This window comes from Siccibacter turicensis LMG 23730, from assembly GCF_000463155.2.
In the GTDB taxonomy this organism is placed as follows: Bacteria; Pseudomonadota; Gammaproteobacteria; order Enterobacterales; family Enterobacteriaceae; genus Siccibacter; species Siccibacter turicensis.
On record NZ_AWFZ01000042.1, the window covers coordinates 218,554 to 236,161 of the forward strand.

Below are 17,608 nucleotides of genomic sequence, written 5' to 3' on the forward strand. Positions count from 1 at the left end.
TTTCCAGCATGAAAAAAACAATAACGCAATTTACGGGTAAGCCATCACGCATCGCCTTGTTTGTTGCACTGGCTTTATCCGGGAGCCACGCTGCCTTCGCGCGCGACTACTTTAACCCCGGTTTACTGGAAGCGGGAGCACAACAAGCGGGCAATATCGATCTCTCCACCTTTGAGGACGGATCGCAGGCGCCGGGAACCTATCAGGTCGATATCGTTATTAATGACCAGCTGGTAGACAGCCGCAACGTCGATTTTAAAAGTGAAAAAAATGCCGCCGGGGAGAGCGTACTGACGCCCTGCCTGACGGTGGCCCTGCTGCAGAGCTATGGGGTAAAAACCGATCTGTTCCCGAAGCTTGGCGCAGCGGAGCAGTGCGCTAACCTGAGCGCTATCCCAAAAGCAAGCTATGACTTCCGCTTTAACTCGCTGAAGCTTCTTATCAGCATTCCCCAGGCCGCAATGTCCCCGAAGGCGCGCGGCTATGTGGATCCTGCGCTGTGGGATAACGGCATTAATGCGCTGATGCTCAACTACAGCCTGAGCGGGTCAAATAACACGCCACGCGGGAACAACGGTGGGCGTAATTCAAACAGCCAGTACGCCAACCTGCGTCCGGGGATCAACATTGGTCCGTGGCGGGTGCGGAACTACACCACCTGGAACCGGGATAGCGAGGGGGTGGAGAAGTGGGACACGGTTTACACCTATGCCCAGCGTAATATCGTCCCGCTGAAAGCACAGCTTACGGTCGGTGATAGCTCGTCGCCGTCGGACGTGTTTGACAGTGTGCCGTATCGCGGGGCACAGCTCGCCTCGGATGACGATATGCTGCCAGATTCGCTCAAGGGCTATGCCCCGGTGGTGCGTGGTATCGCCCGCACCAACGCCCAGGTGGTGGTGCGTCAGAATGGCTACATCATCTATGAAAGCTACGTGGCGCCAGGTGCGTTCGAGATAACCGATATGTACCCGACCGGAGGGGCAGGCGATCTCAATGTGACCATCAAAGAAGCGGACGGCAGCGAGCAGAACTTTACCGTTCCCTTTGCCTCGCTCCCGGTATTGCAGCGCGAAGGCCACCTGAAGTTTTCGATAACGGGTGGAAGATACCGCTCTTACGACAGCAGCGTAGACGACACCCCGTTCGGGCAGGCCACGGCCATCTATGGTCTCTCCCACGGCTTCACGCTCTACGGCGGTCTCCAGAATGCCAGTGTCTATCACTCCTACGCGGCGGGCGTGGGCAAAAACATGGGGGCCATCGGGGCGTTCTCGGTTGACGTCACCCAGGCAGACTCCTCCCTGGGTAACGACACGCACAGCACAGGCCAATCCTGGCGGATGCGTTATAGCAAAAACTTTGCCGATACCGGGACCAACTTCGCCATTGCCGGCTATCGCTATTCAACCAATGGATACTACAGCCTGCAGGAAGTGCTCGACTCCTGGGGGAGCAGCAGTAGCCTCGACAACCGCCGCCGTAACCGCGCAGAGCTGACGGTGAGCCAGTCGCTGGGTAGCAGCTTCGGGGCGCTCTCGCTGAGTGCAGTCCGGGAGGACTACTGGAATTCGCCGCGCAGTATGGAGTCGTATTCTGCGGGGTATAACAACTCGTGGAACGGCTTCAGCTATGGCCTGACCTATACCCTGAGTAAAAACGGCAGTGCGGGCAACTACGGGAATAGCGTTGCCTATGATAAAGACCAGATCCTGGCATTCAACGTCAGTGTTCCGCTGGATAAATTCCTGCCGAGCACCTATGCCAACTACAGTGTCAACAGCAGTAAAAACAATGGCACTACCCACTCGGTCGGGCTGAGCGGGACAGCACTGGAAAACAATGCCCTGAGCTGGAACCTGCAGGAAGGCTACGGCAGCGACGGCGTGGGCAACACCGGCAGCCTCAATGGCGACTATAAAGGCACCTATGGCGAACTGACTGCGGGCTACAGCTACGACAAGTCGAGCGAGCGCATGAACTACGGCGTGCAGGGTGGCATTCTGGCGCACGCGGATGGCATTACGCTCTCCCAGCCGCTGTCGGAAACCAACGTACTGATCAAAGCGCCGGGCGCGAAAGGCGTCAGCATTCAGAATCAGCAGGGTGCGAAAACCGATTTCCGCGGATACACGGTGGTGAGCAACGTTTCCCCGTATCGCAACAATGATGTCACGCTCGATCCAGCGACGCTGCCGGATGACGTAGAGCTGGAGTTAACCTCCCGCACCGTAGTGCCGACCCGTGGGGCGGTGGTACGGGCGGAATATAACGCCAACGTCGGGATGCGGATCCTTATGACCCTGACCCAGGCAAACGGCAAACCCGTACCCTTTGGTGCAGTGGTGAACGTAGAGGGCCAGACCGGCCAGGGGTTTATTGTTGGCGATGTGGGGCAGGTGTATTTAACGGGTATGGATGCTTCAGGAAAAATCAACGTAGCCTGGGGAGAGAGCAACAGTCAGAAATGCGTTTCCGATTATGAATTATCGAAGCAAGGCGAAGTTCCAGGTATGGAGATAGCTAATGCCGTATGTCGCTAAAGACATCGTTCAGGAAATATTTCCTGAGTAATTTCATGATTACTGACTGTAGAACTCACGGTGCATTTTTTAATTATAATGAGATCGTTATGGTTTCGTTATTAATATTATCCTTTAATCCAGGATGTTAAGATGAAAAAAAGAATTGATTTTTTCTATTACATAACGTTGGTTTTATCCTGTTTATATTCTGTACCAGGATTTTCAACAGCAACATGTGTGCCTCAGGGTGATTATAGTCTCACCCCGCAAAATATCATTATTCAGCGCGATGTGCCTGTAGGAACAGAGCTATCACGTATAGAAGGCAGTGAAAAAACAATGTGGTTATGTACAGGGGAAACAACTTACCATTCAGTCAATTTTTACGGTGCTAACGCGCGTCCAACGGTTATTGATGGGAAAACAATTTTTGCAACTAATCTCAATGGAATTGGTTATGCACTTGGAGGGAAATTAGACAGCCTGTCCTTTTCATATGCAATGAATGGGGGTGATCGTGTTTATGGATTTTATACACCTGGGTTATTGAATGGAGGCACAGTAATAACCAGTGTAACTGTGATTTTCTATAAGATTGGGCCTGTTTCTTCAGGTGAGGTTACCACATCCCTTTATGGGACATTTTATCCTGCTATGACTACAGGCGATGACCCGGGTGGGAATCTTAATGCAGTTGCGTCACCATTCAGTGTGACAGCTCTGGCATGCAACATTACTACACCTACACTGAATTTTGCATTAGGGAATGTGCCTGCCAGTAATTTCGCCGCAAATATTGGCCCGGTTCCAGACCTTGCTGAGAATACGCAAAACCTTGGACTCAATTGTGATGCAGATGCCAATATAAACGTGTCACTTAACGGCATACAGAATCCGGATATTACTGATGCCAGCGTGCTGGGACTCACCGGCCAGGGCGACGCCGGGGTGGCGCAGGGCGTCGGCGTTCAGCTGCTCTATAACGGTACACCGCTTGAGCTGAATAAAAATATCGTATTAAAGAAATCGACCGGTGGGCAGGAAACTTTCCCGATCGTGGCGCGCTACTACCAGACTAAAACTACCGTTATGCCTGGCACAGCAAATACAAGCGCGACTTTAAATTTGACTTATCAATAAATTATATAAAGCAAAAAGGATCAGTTTTATGTTTATAAAAAAATACTGTGTAACTATTGGTACTGTTTTCTTAATGCTGTCATCTGCGATAGCATATGCCGATCCTGTTACTATCAATGTTACCGGAAATATTGTCGCATCACCCTGCACTGTGAGCGGTGGAAGCAATTCTCTCACCGTGTCGCTTGGAGATATTCAGGCATCGACCTTGCAAACAGCAGGTGCGGCCTCACCAAAAAAAGATTTTATTCTTAGTTTTAATGACTGCCCGGCGGGCACCACCAGCATCGGAATCGTGTTTAACGGCAGCCAGGACCCTGATGCCGGGAAAAATTATTATCAAAACAATGGTACGGCAAAAAATGTTGCCGTTGCTCTGATTGAAAAAAGCACCGGTTACTTTAAGGGCAACGGAGAAAATATGACGCGTAATGTCGCAGCGGACAAAACGGTGACATTTGAGTTACAGGCGCAGGCTTATTCTGTCAATGGGGGAACAATGCCTGGCACCGTGCAAGCAGCTATCACTGCCGAAGTAACCTATAAATAACGTGGTCCAGAAAAACCCCTGAAACTATCAGAAGTATGTGCTGTGTCAGGAGTAATGAAAATTTGGCCTCAGGAGGGTTGAATATTGTTTAAAAAAACAAACGCTCCAGTATTTATACTGTGCTTAACTTTTAATGCCACCGCACTACCGCTTCCGGCTATGGCTGAGTCTACTGCAATTAATATTGCGGGAAATATAATTGCCTCACCTTGTGAAGTATCAAGCGATAGCGTAACCAAAGCTATTGCGCTGGATGGCGGAAAAGGTATTCAGGTGACAGACCTGGCGGCAGCCGGGTCAACAACCGAATGGGTAAAATTCGATATCAACCTGAAAAATTGTCCTGCGGGCACCACAGGCGCCACCATTTCGTTTACCGGTACGCCGGATGAAAATAACCCCGAGGATATGTACGCTAACGCGGGCACTGCAAAAAATGCCGCCGTTGAGTTACAGGGAACGGGCGGGCATAAATTTGGGAATGGAAAATCATTCACGTATTCGCCTATAGATAATAATGCCGTTTCGTTTCATTTGCAGTCCCGCGTTTATACGCAAAATGGCGGCGTAACGCCGGGCACAATTAGCGCGGTGGTTACCGCAAATATGACCTACCAGTAATGGTACGCGAGTATTAAGAGATGAATAACGCAAAATATTATGCCAGCATATTGTTAATGGGTTGTGCTTTTTACGCAAGCCTGATCAAAGCTGCAGATATCACCATGAATTTCAATGCTACCGTAGTGGCAAGCCCCTGCACCGTCGATACCAACACCGTTAACAGAACGGTGCTGCTGGGGCAGGGCAGAGCCAGCGAGATGCAGGCGGCAGGGGCAGGTACCGAGTGGGTGGATTTTGATCTGCGGTTGACTACCTGCCCGGCTGCGACGATCAGTGCGACGGCAACTTTCAGCGGCACCGCAGATGACGACGACGCCAGCGCGTTTAAAAATACCGCCGATGCGAAAGGCATCGCGCTGCGTCTTGCCAGTCGTGACCATGCCACGACCTATCAGAACAACAGCACGCTGATGCAGACCATAGACACCAGCACCCATACCGCGACGTTTCCCCTCTCGGCGCGCATGTTCACGCCGAAAGGACAGCCGGGGGCCGGCAAGTTTGCCGCGGCGGTTAACGTGAGTTTTACCTATCAGTAGTTCAGTATGACGTGCGGCACAGAAGTGGAGTGACGGGAGAGTGGCAAACCACCATCAGAAATCGCTGTACTCCTGCGCCGGACGCCAGAAGCCATCAATAAAATCCTCAACCGGGTAACAGCCACCGTGGCGCATACGCTGGACGTCCATCGCTTTCACGCACTGCTGCTCGGTATTGAAAACATCGACCACGATGTCATCACACCCGCCATCCAGATAACAAACAAACAGAACCAGTGCGAACATCCTATCCTCAACATTTACGCGCCTTGAGGGTAAGTGTAGGGGAAGGGAAGCGGGATGGGGGAAAGTTCAGAATAAATAACCCGTCTCAGGCGACGGGTTTTCGGGATCAGGCAAGACGCATGACCCAGGCATCGGCATCGTTATCGTAGTGTTTGCGGTAGAGGACCGAGTGTTCTCCATTTAGCACGGCGGGTATGCTGGTGTCGGCGTCCCAGGCATCAAGCTGCATGCAGAGATCCGGATCGGACTTGCAGGGAATAATTAACGTTCGTTCGCCAGGGTCAGTGCCCTGTAATTCAGCATCGTCGATCTCGAAGGTGCCAATTTTTACGCTGGTTTTCGTCATAACGCTCTCCATTTGTCGGTTCGCTCGTGGTATGACCAGTGAGGCCGCCCATCTTTTAGCCTGGTAAAGGCTGGCGAATGTGTCAAATGGAGAGCGGTAATTAATTGTCAGCCCGCGCCGCTGGCGAACAGCTTGCCGTCGCGCACCAGCTCGCGCGGATAGCTGTTTTTCAGCCGGGAGCCGATCTTGCGCGCCAGCCCCAGCGGCTGCCCCTGGAAGGTGACGATGACGTCATCGTGCGCCGGCGTTGCCTCGGGATAGATATCCCGGCCGCGATACCACTCTTCGGCCTCCTGCTGCGTCAACGGGAACGCCAGCGGATTGTCGTGCCCCGCCAGGGCAATCACCGCTTCGTGCTCCATGCGATACCCCTTGTTGTGCGCCTGCGCCAGCCGCATCCCGAGGCGCGAGAAGCGCACCTTCCCGATGAGCGGCACAATCGCCGCCGGGAACAGCCAGATCTCTTTGTCGCGCTGCCAGAGCGTCAGCGAGGCGTCCCACGTCAGGCCTACCGCCGCGGCGGCACGCATCACGTCATCCGCGGCGCGCCCGTGCAAGGGCTTGAAGGGAAAATTCCCCACCTTCCAATGCGGTGGTGCCGGCGGGGCGACCGCATCGGTCTTGCGCAGCCGCGCCACAAAGAACCCTTCACAATCGTAAATCTGCGGGAAGACGTGCAGAAAACCCTCCTCGGTCAGCGCGCCGTCCGCACCGGGGAACAGTCCGGCCAGGGACGCAATCTCTACCGCACCGGGGAAGCGGGCCAGCAGCCAGTGGCAGACGGCTTCGTTCTCTTCGCGGTTAAGGGTGCAAGTGGAGTAGACCAGCGTTCCGCCCGGTTTCAGGGCGTGGAAGGCGCTCTCAATTAGATCGCGCTGAGTGGCGGCTATCTCCTGGTTGCTTTCCGGGGACCAGTTACGCAGCGCGTCGGGATCTTTACGCACCACCCCTTCGCCGGAGCAGGGCGCATCCAGCAGAATGGCGTCGAAGGTCTCCGGCAGGGCGGTGCCGAACACTCGTCCGTCAAAGTGGGTCAGCGCCACGTTGCTGATGCCGCAGCGGCTGATGTTGGCGTGCAGCACCTTCACCCGGCTGGCGGAGTACTCGTTGGCGAGGATCGCGCCGCGGTTGTGCATTCTCGCCGCCATCTGGGTGGTCTTTGACCCCGGTGCCGCCGCCACGTCCATCACCCGCTCCGGGGTCGGGCAGCCGTCAAACAGCGCGGCCACCGGCAGCATCGAGCTGGCTTCCTGAATATAAAACAGGCCGCTGAGGTGCTCGGCGGTGCTGCCCAGTGGAAGCAGCTCGTCGTCACGCTCGATCCAGAACCCCTCCGGGCACCAGGGCACCGGCGTCAGCTGCCAGCCGTACGGCGCGACCAGCGTCAGAAAATCCGCGACGGAAATTTTAAGCGTGTTGACGCGCAGGCTGCGGCGCAACGGGCGCTGGCAGGCGGCGATAAACGCCTCCATCGACAGCGCAGGCGGCATGATGTCGCGCATCATTGAGAGAAAGGTGTCTGGAAGATAAGCGGTACGGGAAGATTCCACGGCTGGCCCCGGCAACGATAAAAAAGGGCGCGCAGTGTACCACAGCTTGCGTGGCCCGCCCGCCCGCGGCGGATAAAAAAAGGGCGCACCCGGAGGTACGCCCTTAGCCGCAGAGGCTTAGCGCGGCAGGGCGGTGCCCCATTCACGCCACTCTTTCGGCTCGCTCTCCTGGAGCAGGAAGTGTTTTCCTTCCTGCGCTTTCGGCGCAAGCGGCGTGCTGGGGGGCGTTGCAAACGCAATGCCGCCGCGGATGAACTGGTTGAAGGTGCCGGTTTTCACCACGCCGCCGGTCAGTCCGAAGTCGAGGCTGTAGCCGGATGCCAGCCAGAACACCGAGTTGTTGCGCACCAGATGCTGATAGCGCTTGCTGATGCGCAGCGCCACCATCACCCGGTCTGACAGGTTGCCGAGGGTCATGCCGGTCACGGTGCCTACTTCCATCCCGCGGAACAGCACCGGCGTGCCGATGGCAAGGGAGCCTGCTTCCGGGACTTCCACAATCAGGCTCAGACCGTCGAGATAGCGCGAGTCGGTGATGGTGGCTTCCTGCAGCTCAAAGCTGCGGCGCGCCTCGCCACGTCCCGGCTCCACGTTAATGTAGGGCTGCAGGATGGTGTCGAGGTGATCGACACCCGCCGCGGAGATTTTCGGCGTCACCACCGAGAAACGCGTCCCGGCGCGGGCGAAGGTTTTCACGTACTCCGGATAGAGCACCGCAGTGGCCTGCACTTCGTTACGCTCGGTGATCAGTTTCAGATCGTCCACCTGGCCGATATCGATCCCCAGATAGCGGATCGGCATGCCTGCCGCGAGCTTGCCGCCATCGAACGAGCGCAGGGTGATGTGGCTCCCCACCGCCCGGGCCGCGGTTTCCGAGGCGTAGAGAATGCGCTTGCCGTTCTTCGTCTGGTTCGCTCCGGCACCGGAGAGGTTATCGAAGCTTATCGCGCCGCGCAGGGCGCGGGAGAGCGGCGAAGCCTGCACCGTCAGGCCAGCGCCGTTAAGCTGCACCTTCGCGCCGCCCTCGGCCCAGAACACGCTGCCTGGGGTGAGCAGGTTGCGGTACTCGGGCTTGATATGGACTTCGATATCAAAGGCGTTGGCCCGCGGGCGCACCGTGATGATCTCACCCACCTGAAACTTACGGTATAGCACCACCGATCCGGCCTGTACGTCAGGCAGGCTGTCCGCGGTCAGGGTCAGGGTGGTGGTCGGCAGATCGCCGAGGCTGTTCTCAATCGCTTTTTCCATATTGGCGAACAGCGGATAGCTGGCTTTCAGCTGGCCTTTGCTGCCCGGCAGCACGCGTATTCCGCCGCTCACCCACTCGCTGGCGCTGGCGCCAAGGAACTCAACGCCGTCCATCCCGACTTTGACGTCGATGCGGCTGTTGACCACGAATTTACTGTCCCCGGTCACCAAATCCCGATACTGCGGGTCGATGGCGACCGAGAAGCTGACGCCTTTGGCGGAGAGATTACGCTCCAGCACCTGACCAATCTGGATGCCGTGCAGGATGACCGGCTGCCCGGTGTCGATCCCGTAGCTCTCCGGGGCAGTGAGCGTCACGGTAAGCACGCCCGGCTGCTGAAGCGGGGTTTTATCGGCCGGCAGCACCACAAAGTGGTTACGCGGTTCGCCTTCGCCCGGCACCAGCTCAAAGGTGCTGCCGGTGAGCAGGGAGCTGACGTTAGGGTTGTTGAGCGACAGTTTCGGGCTGCGCATCTCGATGCGGGTTTTGTCGCGCAGCAGATTGACCACGCCGGGATCGACGGTCATTTCGCCGGTCACCGCGCCGCCGGGGTTGAGCGTCAGTTTGGTCAGCTGACCCACTTCCAGCCCCTGGTACATCAGTGCCGTAGACCCCTCTTTCAGGCCGTCACCGCCGGGCAGATCGAGCTTCACGATCACCCCGCGCTGGCTATGGGCCAGGTCCTCATACAAACCGAACTCGTCTTCGGCCTGGGCCTGCTCGGAGGCGTCCGGTGAGTCAAACGCGATAGCGCCGTTAACCAGCGCGGCCAGGCTCTCCAGCTCGACCTGGGCGCCGCTCAGCCCGACGTTGGCTTTCACCCCCGACACGTTCCAGAAGCGGCTGCCTTTTTTCACCAGGTTGGTAAAGCGGCGCTCGATCAGGACATCGATGGTGACGCCCTCTTTGTCTTTGTTGATTGCGTAGTCGTAGACGCGGCCCACCGGAATTTTACGGAAATAGACCAGCGAACCGCTGTTGAGCGAACCGAGATCCTTCGCGTGCAGGTGGATCATCAGGTCGCCGTTGTTCAGGCGGTACTTCGGCTGGGTATCGAGAGCGGTAAAGCGATCTTTGGGTTCACCTTTGCCGGGCATCATGCCGATGTAGTTCCCGCCGACCAGCGCGTCGAGGCCTGACACGCCTGCCAGCGAGGCTTTCGGCGTCACCAGCCAGAACTGGGTTTCGCTGCGCAGCGCCTCTTTCATGTCCGACTTGATGCTGGCGGTCACGGCGATTTTGCCCAGATCGTCGCTCAGGCTGATGTCCTGCACCATGCCAACCTCCACACCCTGATAGCGAACCGGGGTGCGGCCAGCGACGATGCCGTCAGCGCTGACGAAGTCGATGGTGATGGTGGCCCCGCGATCCTCATAGCTCGACCAGATTAACCACCCGGCGATAAGCAGGGCGATGACCGGCAGCAGCCAGAACGGGGAGATACGGCGTTTTGTTTTTATTTTCGCTTCAGTCGTCGAAGCGGGCGTTTCCTGACTCATGTGCGTCCCAAAGTAAGCGGCTGTCCAGCCATTCCACTGCAAGAATAGTCAATATTACCGCTGCGCCGAAATAAAACGCAGCGGGACCCATGGTAAAAGCCAGAAGCTGGTCACGATTGACCAGCGACATGGTAAGCGCAATGACAAACAAGTCCAGCATCGACCAGCGGCCGATCCAGGTGACAAAACGCAGCAGCAGGATGCGGGTACGCAGCCCCTGCTGACATTTGAAATGGATGCTGATGAGCAGCGTCAGCAGCACCAGCACCTTGGTGAACGGCACCAGGATACTGGCGATAAACACCACCGCCGCCACCGCGATGTTGCTCCCGGCCAGCGAGATGATGCCTGACATAATCGTGTCCTCCTGCCGCGCGCCGTTGATGTAGATAACTGAAATCGGCAGCAGGTTGGCGGGAATGAGGAAGATCAGCGAGGCGATAAGTGCCGCCCAGCTCTTTTGCAGGCTGTGACGACGCCGGTGGCGCAGCGGAATATGGCAGCGGCGACAGCGCCCGCGCACGTCCGGCAGGCCGGTATAGTGGCAGCCGAGGCACACCTCCAGCCCCTCCTGCGCGCGCCGCGCCGGCCGCTGCGGGTAGTAGCGCTCCCAGAGCTGCTCCACGTTCAGGTGAATCAGGGTCAGCACGCTCAGGATCACCAGAATCACAAAGGCGAACAGTCCGGGGCCGGGCTGCATAAAGGCGTACTCTTTCACCTTGATGGAGGCAACGCCGATGCCCACCAGATAGATATCCAGCATCACCCACTCGCGCAGGCGCTCAAGCATCAGCAGCACCGGACGCAGGTTCATGCCGAGAATATTCCCGAACCAAAGATAAGCGATGGAGCCCACCAGCGTTACCGGCGCGCCGACGGCGCAGAACAGCACCATGGCCGCGGTCAGCGTGTCGCCCTGGCGCGTCATCTGCCAGATACCCTGCAGCACGTTGGCGTCGATACGCGTGCCGAGCAGGTAGAGGCGCAGCAGCGGTTCGCTGTAGGCGAACGGCATCAGCAGCAGCATGGCAAACGCCATCGCCGCCAGCCGCGTTAACGACCAGTCGCGGCCGTCGCGAATTTTGGCGTCGCAGCGCGGACACCAGGCGTTCTGATGGGGTTTGAGGACCGGCAGCGTAAAAAGCATATCGCATTGCGGGCAACGCTGATAATGTGCCCCCGGCAGGGCGTCACCGATAGCGCGAACGGTGAGTTTTTTATCGAGTTTTAAGGTTCGCGATTTCAGTGCCATAGATGTTAAAAATTAATTATCGAATAAAAGTATATTAACTCATGAAATGATTCGCCTTGAGGATAAACGCATTTAATGCTTATTTTAACGGCTGACGATTTTTGAGTAAGACAACAAAGCGATTAGAAAATGAACAAAACAGAATTCTACAGGGACCTTAACCGCGACTTTCAGGCACTGATGGCGGGTGAGACCAGCTGCCTCGCCACGCTTGCCAACACCAGCGCGCTGCTGTTTGAGCGTCTGGATGGGGTCAACTGGGCGGGCTTCTATCTGCTGGAAAACGACACGCTGGTGCTGGGCCCGTTCCAGGGTCGTATCGCCTGCGTGCGCATTCCGGTGGGCAAGGGTGTGTGCGGCACCGCCGTTGCGTCCGGCGAGGTGCAGCGCGTGGAAGATGTGCACGCCTTTGACGGCCACATCGCCTGCGACGCCGCCAGCAATGCAGAAATCGTGCTGCCGCTGCGCGTCAATAATCAGATTATTGGCGTACTGGATATCGACAGCACCGTGTTTGGCCGCTTCGATGAGGCGGACGAGCAGGGCTTACGTGAACTGGTCGGGCATCTGGAAACGCTCCTGAGCGCCACCGATTACAAAAAATTCTTTGCGCATAGCGCATGATAAGCAACGGATAACGTGGCATTTACCGGTAGCGTCATTATAATGACGCCTGTTCATGCCTGCGGCTTGTTGGCTATATCCGTTGTAATCAGGAAATTTCATGGAAAATCAACCTAAGTTGAATAGCAGTAAAGAAGTTATCGCCTTTCTGGCCGAGCGTTTTCCACGCTGTTTTAGCGCTGAAGGCGAAGCACGCCCGCTGAAAATTGGAATCTTTCAGGACTTAGTGACGCGTGTTGAGGGAGAATTGAATCTCAGCAAAACTCAGCTTCGCTCCGCACTTCGTCTTTATACTTCAAGCTGGCGCTACCTTTACGGTATCAAAGCCGGTGCGACCCGTGTCGATCTTGACGGCAACCCGTGCGGTGAGCTGGAAGAGCAGCACGTAGAGCATGCCCGTCAGCAGCTTGAGGAAGCAAAAGCCCGCGTCTCTGCACAGCGTGCGCAGCAGCAGGCGAAAAAACGTGAAGCCGCCGCTGCCGCGGGTGAAGGCAGCGCTGAAAATGCGCCGCGCCGCGAACGCAAACCGCGTCCGGCTGCCGCCCCGCGTCGTAAAGAGGGCGCAGAGCGTCCGGCACGCAGCGACAAGCCAGCCGCGAAAGCAGCCCGCCCGGCACGTGAAGAGCGTCATACGCCCGTTTCCGACATTACCGCACTCAACGTGGGCCAGCCCATCAAGGTGAAAGCAGGTAATAATGCGATGGATGCCACTGTGCTGGAAATCACCAAAGATGGCGTCCGGGTACAGCTGACTTCTGGTATGTCGATGATTGTACGAGCAGAACACCTGTTGTTCTGAAACGGAGGTCAACCTGGGCATGAACACCTTTTTTAAGCTCACCGCTGTCGCTGGCCTGCTTGCACTTGCAGGCCATGCGCTTGCAAAGGACGAGATCACCAAGGCATCGCAAATCCCGGTGCTGAGTGAAGAGCCCCAGCATGCGACAGTCAGTGAGCGAGTGACCTCGCGCTTTACCCGTTCACACTATCGCCAGTTCGATCTGGACGCGTCGTTTTCTGCGAAGATCTTCGACCGCTACCTGAACCTGCTGGATTACAGTCATAACGTGCTGCTGGCCAGCGACGTGCAGAAGTTCGCCAGCAAGAAAAACGAGCTGGGCGACGAACTGCGCACCGGCAAGCTCACCGTTTTTTACGATCTGTATAACCTGGCGCAGCAGCGCCGCTTCGAGCGTTTTCAGTACGCGTTAAACGTGCTGGCGCGACCGATGGATTTCACCGGTAACGACACCTTCAACGCCGACCGCAGCAAAGCGCCGTGGCCGAAAGATGAAGCCGAGCTGAATAAGCTGTGGGACGAAAAGGTGAAGTTCGATCAGCTGAGCCTGAAGCTGACCGGTAAAACGGATCAGGAAATTCGTGACACCCTGACCCGTCGCTACAAATTTGCCATTCGCCGTCTGGCCCAGAGCAACAGCGAAGACGTATTCTCGCTGGCGATGACCGCGTTTGCGCACGAAATCGATCCGCACACTAACTACCTCTCGCCGCGCAACACCGAGCAGTTCAACACCGAAATGAGCCTCTCCCTGGAAGGTATCGGTGCGGTGCTGCAGATGGACGACGACTACACCGTCATCAACTCCATGGTCGCCGGTGGCCCGGCCGCCAAGAGTAAAGCGATTGCGGTGGGCGATCGCATCGTCGGCGTTGGCCAGACCGGCCAACCGACCGTCGATGTTATCGGCTGGCGTCTGGATGACGTGGTCGCGCTGATTAAAGGCCCGAAAGGCAGCAAGGTGCGTCTGGAGATCTTACCGGCCGGTAAGGGAACCAAAACCCGCGTGGTCACGCTGACCCGCGAGCGCATCCGTCTTGAAGACCGCGCCGTGAAGATGACGGTGAAAAACGTCGGCAAAGAGAAGGTTGGGGTGCTGGACATTCCGGGCTTCTATGTGGGTCTGACCGACGATGTCAAAGTGCAGCTCCAGAAGCTTGAGAAGCAGAACGTCAGCAGCGTGATCATCGATCTGCGCTCAAACGGCGGCGGTGCGCTGACCGAAGCGGTCTCGCTCTCCGGTCTGTTTATTCCGGGCGGCCCGATCGTGCAGGTGCGTGATAACAATGGCAAAGTGCGCGAAGACAGCGATAACGACGGCATTGTCTATTATAAAGGCCCGCTGGTGGTGCTGGTTGACCGCTTCAGCGCCTCGGCGTCGGAAATTTTCGCCGCGGCGATGCAGGATTACGGTCGCGCGCTGATTGTTGGTGAGCCGACCTTCGGGAAAGGCACCGTGCAGCAGTACCGCTCGCTCAACCGCATCTACGATCAGATGCTGCGTCCTGAGTGGCCGGCCCTCGGTTCGGTACAGTACACCATTCAGAAGTTCTATCGTGTGAACGGTGGCAGTACCCAGCGTAAAGGCGTCACGCCTGACGTGCTGATGCCGACCGGCAGCGAAGAGACGGAAACCGGCGAGAAGTTTGAAGACAACGCGCTGCCGTGGGACAGCATCAACGCCGCGACCTTCGTCAAGGCAGGGGATCTGAAACCCGTTGGTCCGCAGCTGCTCAAACAGCATGAGGATCGCATCGCCAAAGACGCCGAGTTCCAGTACATCATCAAGGACATCGCGCGCTTTAATGCCATGAAAGAGAAGCGCAACATCATCTCCCTCAACCTTGCCCAGCGCGAGAAAGAGAATAACGAAGATGACGCGATTCGCCTGGCGCGGATTAACGACCGCTTCAAACGCGAAGGGAAGCCGCCGCTGAAGAAACTCGACGATCTGCCGAAGGACTATCAGGAGCCGGATCCGTATCTGGATGAGACGGTGCATATCGCACTCGACCTGGCGCACCTCGACAAGTCCCAGTCCGCCGCGCAACCCGCTGCGAAGTAACCCCCGACAGGCACAAGGAATTGTGCCTGTTTTTTTATCCCGCCTGCACCGCGTCAGCGAAGTGCGTCAAAGTGTAAAGTTCTGTCTTTCTGGTGACTTAGCGTAGTCTGGTACTTGAAAATAGCCGCCAGGCCCATACGATGTGGGTATCGCGACATGCGTTTGTTAAACCGAGGTAAAAAAATATTATGATGCGAATCGGGCTTTTCCTGCTGACCAACATTGCGGTGATGGTCGTTTTCGGGCTGGTACTCAGCCTGACGGGGATTCAGGGGAGCAGTGTCCAGGGCCTGTTGATTATGGCGTTGCTGTTTGGCTTTGGCGGCTCCTTTGTATCACTTCTGATGTCAAAATGGATGGCGCTGCGCTCGGTAGGTGGGGAAGTGATCGAGCAGCCGCGCAACGAAACGGAACGCTGGCTGATGGATACCGTGGCGCAGCAGTCGCGCCAGGCCGGGATCGCCATGCCGCAGGTGGCTATCTATCACGCGCCGGACATTAACGCCTTCGCGACCGGGGCGCGTCGCGACGCGTCGCTGGTGGCGGTAAGTACCGGTCTGCTGCAAAACATGAGCCGTGACGAAGCCGAAGCGGTTATCGCCCACGAGATCAGTCACATTGCCAACGGCGATATGGTGACCATGACCCTGATTCAGGGCGTGGTGAACACCTTTGTTATCTTCATCTCGCGCATCATCGCCCAGGTGGCGGCCGGCTTCCTCGGCGGCAACCGCGACGAAGGTGAAGGCAGCAACGGCAACCCGCTGATCTACTTCGCCGTGGCTACCGTGCTGGAACTGGTGTTTGGTATTCTCGCCAGCATCATCACCATGTGGTTCTCCCGTCACCGCGAGTTCCACGCTGACGCCGGGTCGGCGAAGCTGGTCGGTCGTGAGAAGATGATTGCCGCGTTGCAGCGTCTCAAAACCAGCTACGAGCCGCAGGAAGCCAGCAGCATGATGGCGTTCTGCATCAACGGTAAGTCTAAATCGTTGAGCGAAATGTTCATGACGCACCCGCCGCTGGATAAGCGTATTGAAGCGCTGCGCAGCGGGGAATACCTGAAGTAACCCGTAGTCAGAAACGAAAAAGCGTGCCAGCGGCACGCTTTTTTTATGGCTGCGAAACGGGTCGGCGCTGCACGCGCAGGCCGCTCACCACCGCAGCAACGATAGCCAGCGCGGCGGCGAGCAGCAGCGAGGCGTGGGTGCCGCCATCGCCGAAGCGGGTGAACATCAGCGCCACCAGCGCCGCGCCGCTGCTCTGACCCAGCAGGCGCGCGGTGCCCAGCATGCCGCTGGCCCCGCCGCTGCGCTGGGGCGGAGCCGCCGAAATCATGGTGTGGTTATTTGGCGACTGGAACAGACCGAAACCGGCGCCGCACAGCGCCATGCGCCAGACGATATCCATATCCCCCGGCATCGCTGGCAGCATGGCGAGTGTCAGCAGGCCGGCCGCCATCATCACCATCCCGAGCGACCCCAGCAGCCCGGCATGGACCCGGCCAATCAGCACCCCGGCCAGCGGTGACAGGAGCATGGTTGCCACCGGCCAGGGCGTCAGCAGCAGCCCGGTTTCCACTTCGCTACGACCCAGCACGCCTTGCAGAAAGAAGGGGAGCGACACCAGGGCCAGCATCTGGGCGCAGAATGAGCAGACGGAGGTCGCAACCGACAGGGAAAAGATCGGAATGCGCAGCAGATCGAGCGGCAGCATCGGCACCGCAAGCTGCAGCTGACGACGCACGAAAAAGAACCCCACCACCAGAAAAGCGACAAACTCCGCGGCGACCAGTTCCCACGAGTCCCCCTGGGCGAACCCGCTCAGCGCGGTGATCAACAGCCCGAAGGTGAGGGCATTCATCACCGCGCTGCGCACGTCGAAGCGCCTGGCGTTGGACGCATACTGATTACCCGGCAGAAAGCGCAGGGCCAGCAGCAGGGCGACAATACCGAGCGGCATGTTGATCAGGAACAGCCACTGCCAGGATGCCACCGCCAGAATACCGGCGGCGATGGTCGGCCCGGCGGCGGACGAGACGGCGACAATAAAGGCATTGAGCGCCATCCCGCGTCCGAGCTGGCGCTGGGGGTAGATCAGCCGGATCAGTGCAACGTTAACGCTCATCAGCGCTGCGCCACCAAAGCCCTGCACTACCCGCGCGAGGGTTAGCAGTTCCAGACTCGGGGAGAGGGCACACAGCAGCGAGGTGCAGGTGAAGAGGCCAAGGCCCCATTTATAAATGCGTCGGTAGCCGACCATCTCGCCCAAAAACGAGAGCGGGAGCAGGGAGATGACGATTGCAATCTGATAGGCGTTAACAATCCAGATTGAGCGGGCCGCGGTGGCATTGAGGTCGCTGGCAATGGTGGGCAGCGCCACATTGGCAATGGTGCCATCGATTACCGCCATCATCAGGCCCAGAATAAGGGTCGCGATAGCCCCGTAACGCTGCGGAAGGGGGAGACCGTCTGCGGGTGTGGTGTCTTTCACAAAGGGGATTCCGGGCTATGAATTCAGCAGGAAACTATATTAGCACTAATAATTCAGGGATATGTCGCAGATTTGTAACGATTAAGGAGAGAGTCATTGCGGCG

The 17,608-nt window shown here is 57.4% G+C and carries 15 protein-coding genes; 9 read left to right on the top strand and 6 right to left on the bottom strand.

From position 1 onward, the window contains the following. Positions 1–8 precede the first annotated feature (8 nt). The 5 genes from DW58_RS13050 to DW58_RS13070 all read left to right on the top strand — a co-directional run bounded on the left by DW58_RS13050 (position 9) and on the right by DW58_RS13070 (position 5,378). The gene (locus DW58_RS13050) at positions 9–2,543 is read left to right on the top strand and encodes a fimbria/pilus outer membrane usher protein (protein ID WP_024547423.1); all 2,535 of its coding nucleotides are present in this window, start codon (positions 9–11) and stop codon (positions 2,541–2,543) included. 132 nt (positions 2,544–2,675) lie between these two features. Continuing rightward, a complete protein-coding gene (locus tag DW58_RS20230) occupies positions 2,676–3,665 on the top strand; it encodes a fimbrial protein (protein ID WP_029696633.1) in 990 nt (329 codons plus the stop codon). Between the two features lie 28 nt (positions 3,666–3,693). Further along, complete coding sequence (locus DW58_RS13060) at positions 3,694–4,215, top strand: fimbrial protein (protein WP_024547421.1); 522 nt, start codon at positions 3,694–3,696, stop codon at positions 4,213–4,215. A gap of 84 nt (positions 4,216–4,299) precedes the next feature. Continuing rightward, positions 4,300–4,836, top strand: coding sequence for a fimbrial protein (locus tag DW58_RS13065; protein WP_024547420.1), 537 nt, complete (start codon positions 4,300–4,302; stop codon positions 4,834–4,836). Between the two features lie 104 nt (positions 4,837–4,940). Then, positions 4,941–5,378 (top strand): fimbrial protein, encoded by a 438-nt coding sequence (locus DW58_RS13070; RefSeq protein WP_235047735.1) that lies wholly within the window; start codon positions 4,941–4,943, stop codon positions 5,376–5,378. Positions 5,379–5,432: 54 nt separating this feature from the next. Here the strand turns inward: DW58_RS13070 and DW58_RS13075 are convergent, their stop codons facing one another. From DW58_RS13075 to yebS, 5 genes are all read right to left on the bottom strand, one after another. Continuing rightward, positions 5,433–5,624, bottom strand: a complete 192-nt coding sequence (locus DW58_RS13075) for a YdfD/YebW family protein (protein WP_024547418.1) — start codon at positions 5,622–5,624, stop codon at positions 5,433–5,435. 106 nt (positions 5,625–5,730) lie between these two features. Continuing rightward, positions 5,731–5,970 carry a YebV family protein gene (locus DW58_RS13080; protein ID WP_024547417.1) on the bottom strand — a complete coding sequence of 80 codons (240 nt, stop codon included), beginning with the start codon at positions 5,968–5,970 and terminating at the stop codon, positions 5,731–5,733. Positions 5,971–6,077: 107 nt separating this feature from the next. Next, the gene (gene rsmF / locus DW58_RS13085) at positions 6,078–7,520 is read right to left on the bottom strand and encodes a 16S rRNA (cytosine(1407)-C(5))-methyltransferase RsmF (RefSeq protein ID WP_024547416.1); all 1,443 of its coding nucleotides are present in this window, start codon (positions 7,518–7,520) and stop codon (positions 6,078–6,080) included. 117 nt (positions 7,521–7,637) lie between these two features. Further along, positions 7,638–10,271, bottom strand: a complete 2,634-nt coding sequence (locus DW58_RS13090; RefSeq protein ID WP_024562572.1) for a PqiB family protein — start codon at positions 10,269–10,271, stop codon at positions 7,638–7,640. Next, the gene (gene yebS / locus DW58_RS13095; RefSeq protein WP_024550756.1) at positions 10,240–11,523 is read right to left on the bottom strand and encodes a membrane integrity lipid transport subunit YebS; all 1,284 of its coding nucleotides are present in this window, start codon (positions 11,521–11,523) and stop codon (positions 10,240–10,242) included. The genes DW58_RS13090 and yebS overlap by 32 nt, the downstream gene beginning before the upstream one ends. Before the next feature lie 129 nt (positions 11,524–11,652). Here yebS and DW58_RS13100 point away from each other — a divergent pair, with 129 nt between their 5' ends. The 4 genes from DW58_RS13100 (at position 11,653) to htpX (ending at position 16,081) form a co-directional block, all read left to right on the top strand. Beyond that, positions 11,653–12,147 carry a GAF domain-containing protein gene (locus DW58_RS13100; protein WP_024550755.1) on the top strand — a complete coding sequence of 165 codons (495 nt, stop codon included), beginning with the start codon at positions 11,653–11,655 and terminating at the stop codon, positions 12,145–12,147. Positions 12,148–12,247: 100 nt separating this feature from the next. Then, the gene (proQ, locus tag DW58_RS13105) at positions 12,248–12,946 is read left to right on the top strand and encodes an RNA chaperone ProQ (protein ID WP_024550754.1); all 699 of its coding nucleotides are present in this window, start codon (positions 12,248–12,250) and stop codon (positions 12,944–12,946) included. A 19-nt stretch (positions 12,947–12,965) separates the two neighbouring features. Then, entirely contained in the window at positions 12,966–15,011 is a 2,046-nt protein-coding gene (gene prc / locus DW58_RS13110) for a carboxy terminal-processing peptidase (protein WP_024550753.1), read from the top strand. Positions 15,012–15,199: 188 nt separating this feature from the next. After that, entirely contained in the window at positions 15,200–16,081 is an 882-nt protein-coding gene (gene htpX, locus DW58_RS13115) for a protease HtpX (protein WP_024550752.1), read from the top strand. A 43-nt stretch (positions 16,082–16,124) separates the two neighbouring features. Here htpX and DW58_RS13120 read toward each other — a convergent pair whose 3' ends face one another. Next, positions 16,125–17,504 carry an MFS transporter gene (locus tag DW58_RS13120; protein ID WP_029593012.1) on the bottom strand — a complete coding sequence of 460 codons (1,380 nt, stop codon included), beginning with the start codon at positions 17,502–17,504 and terminating at the stop codon, positions 16,125–16,127. Between the last annotated feature and the right edge of the window lie 104 nt (positions 17,505–17,608).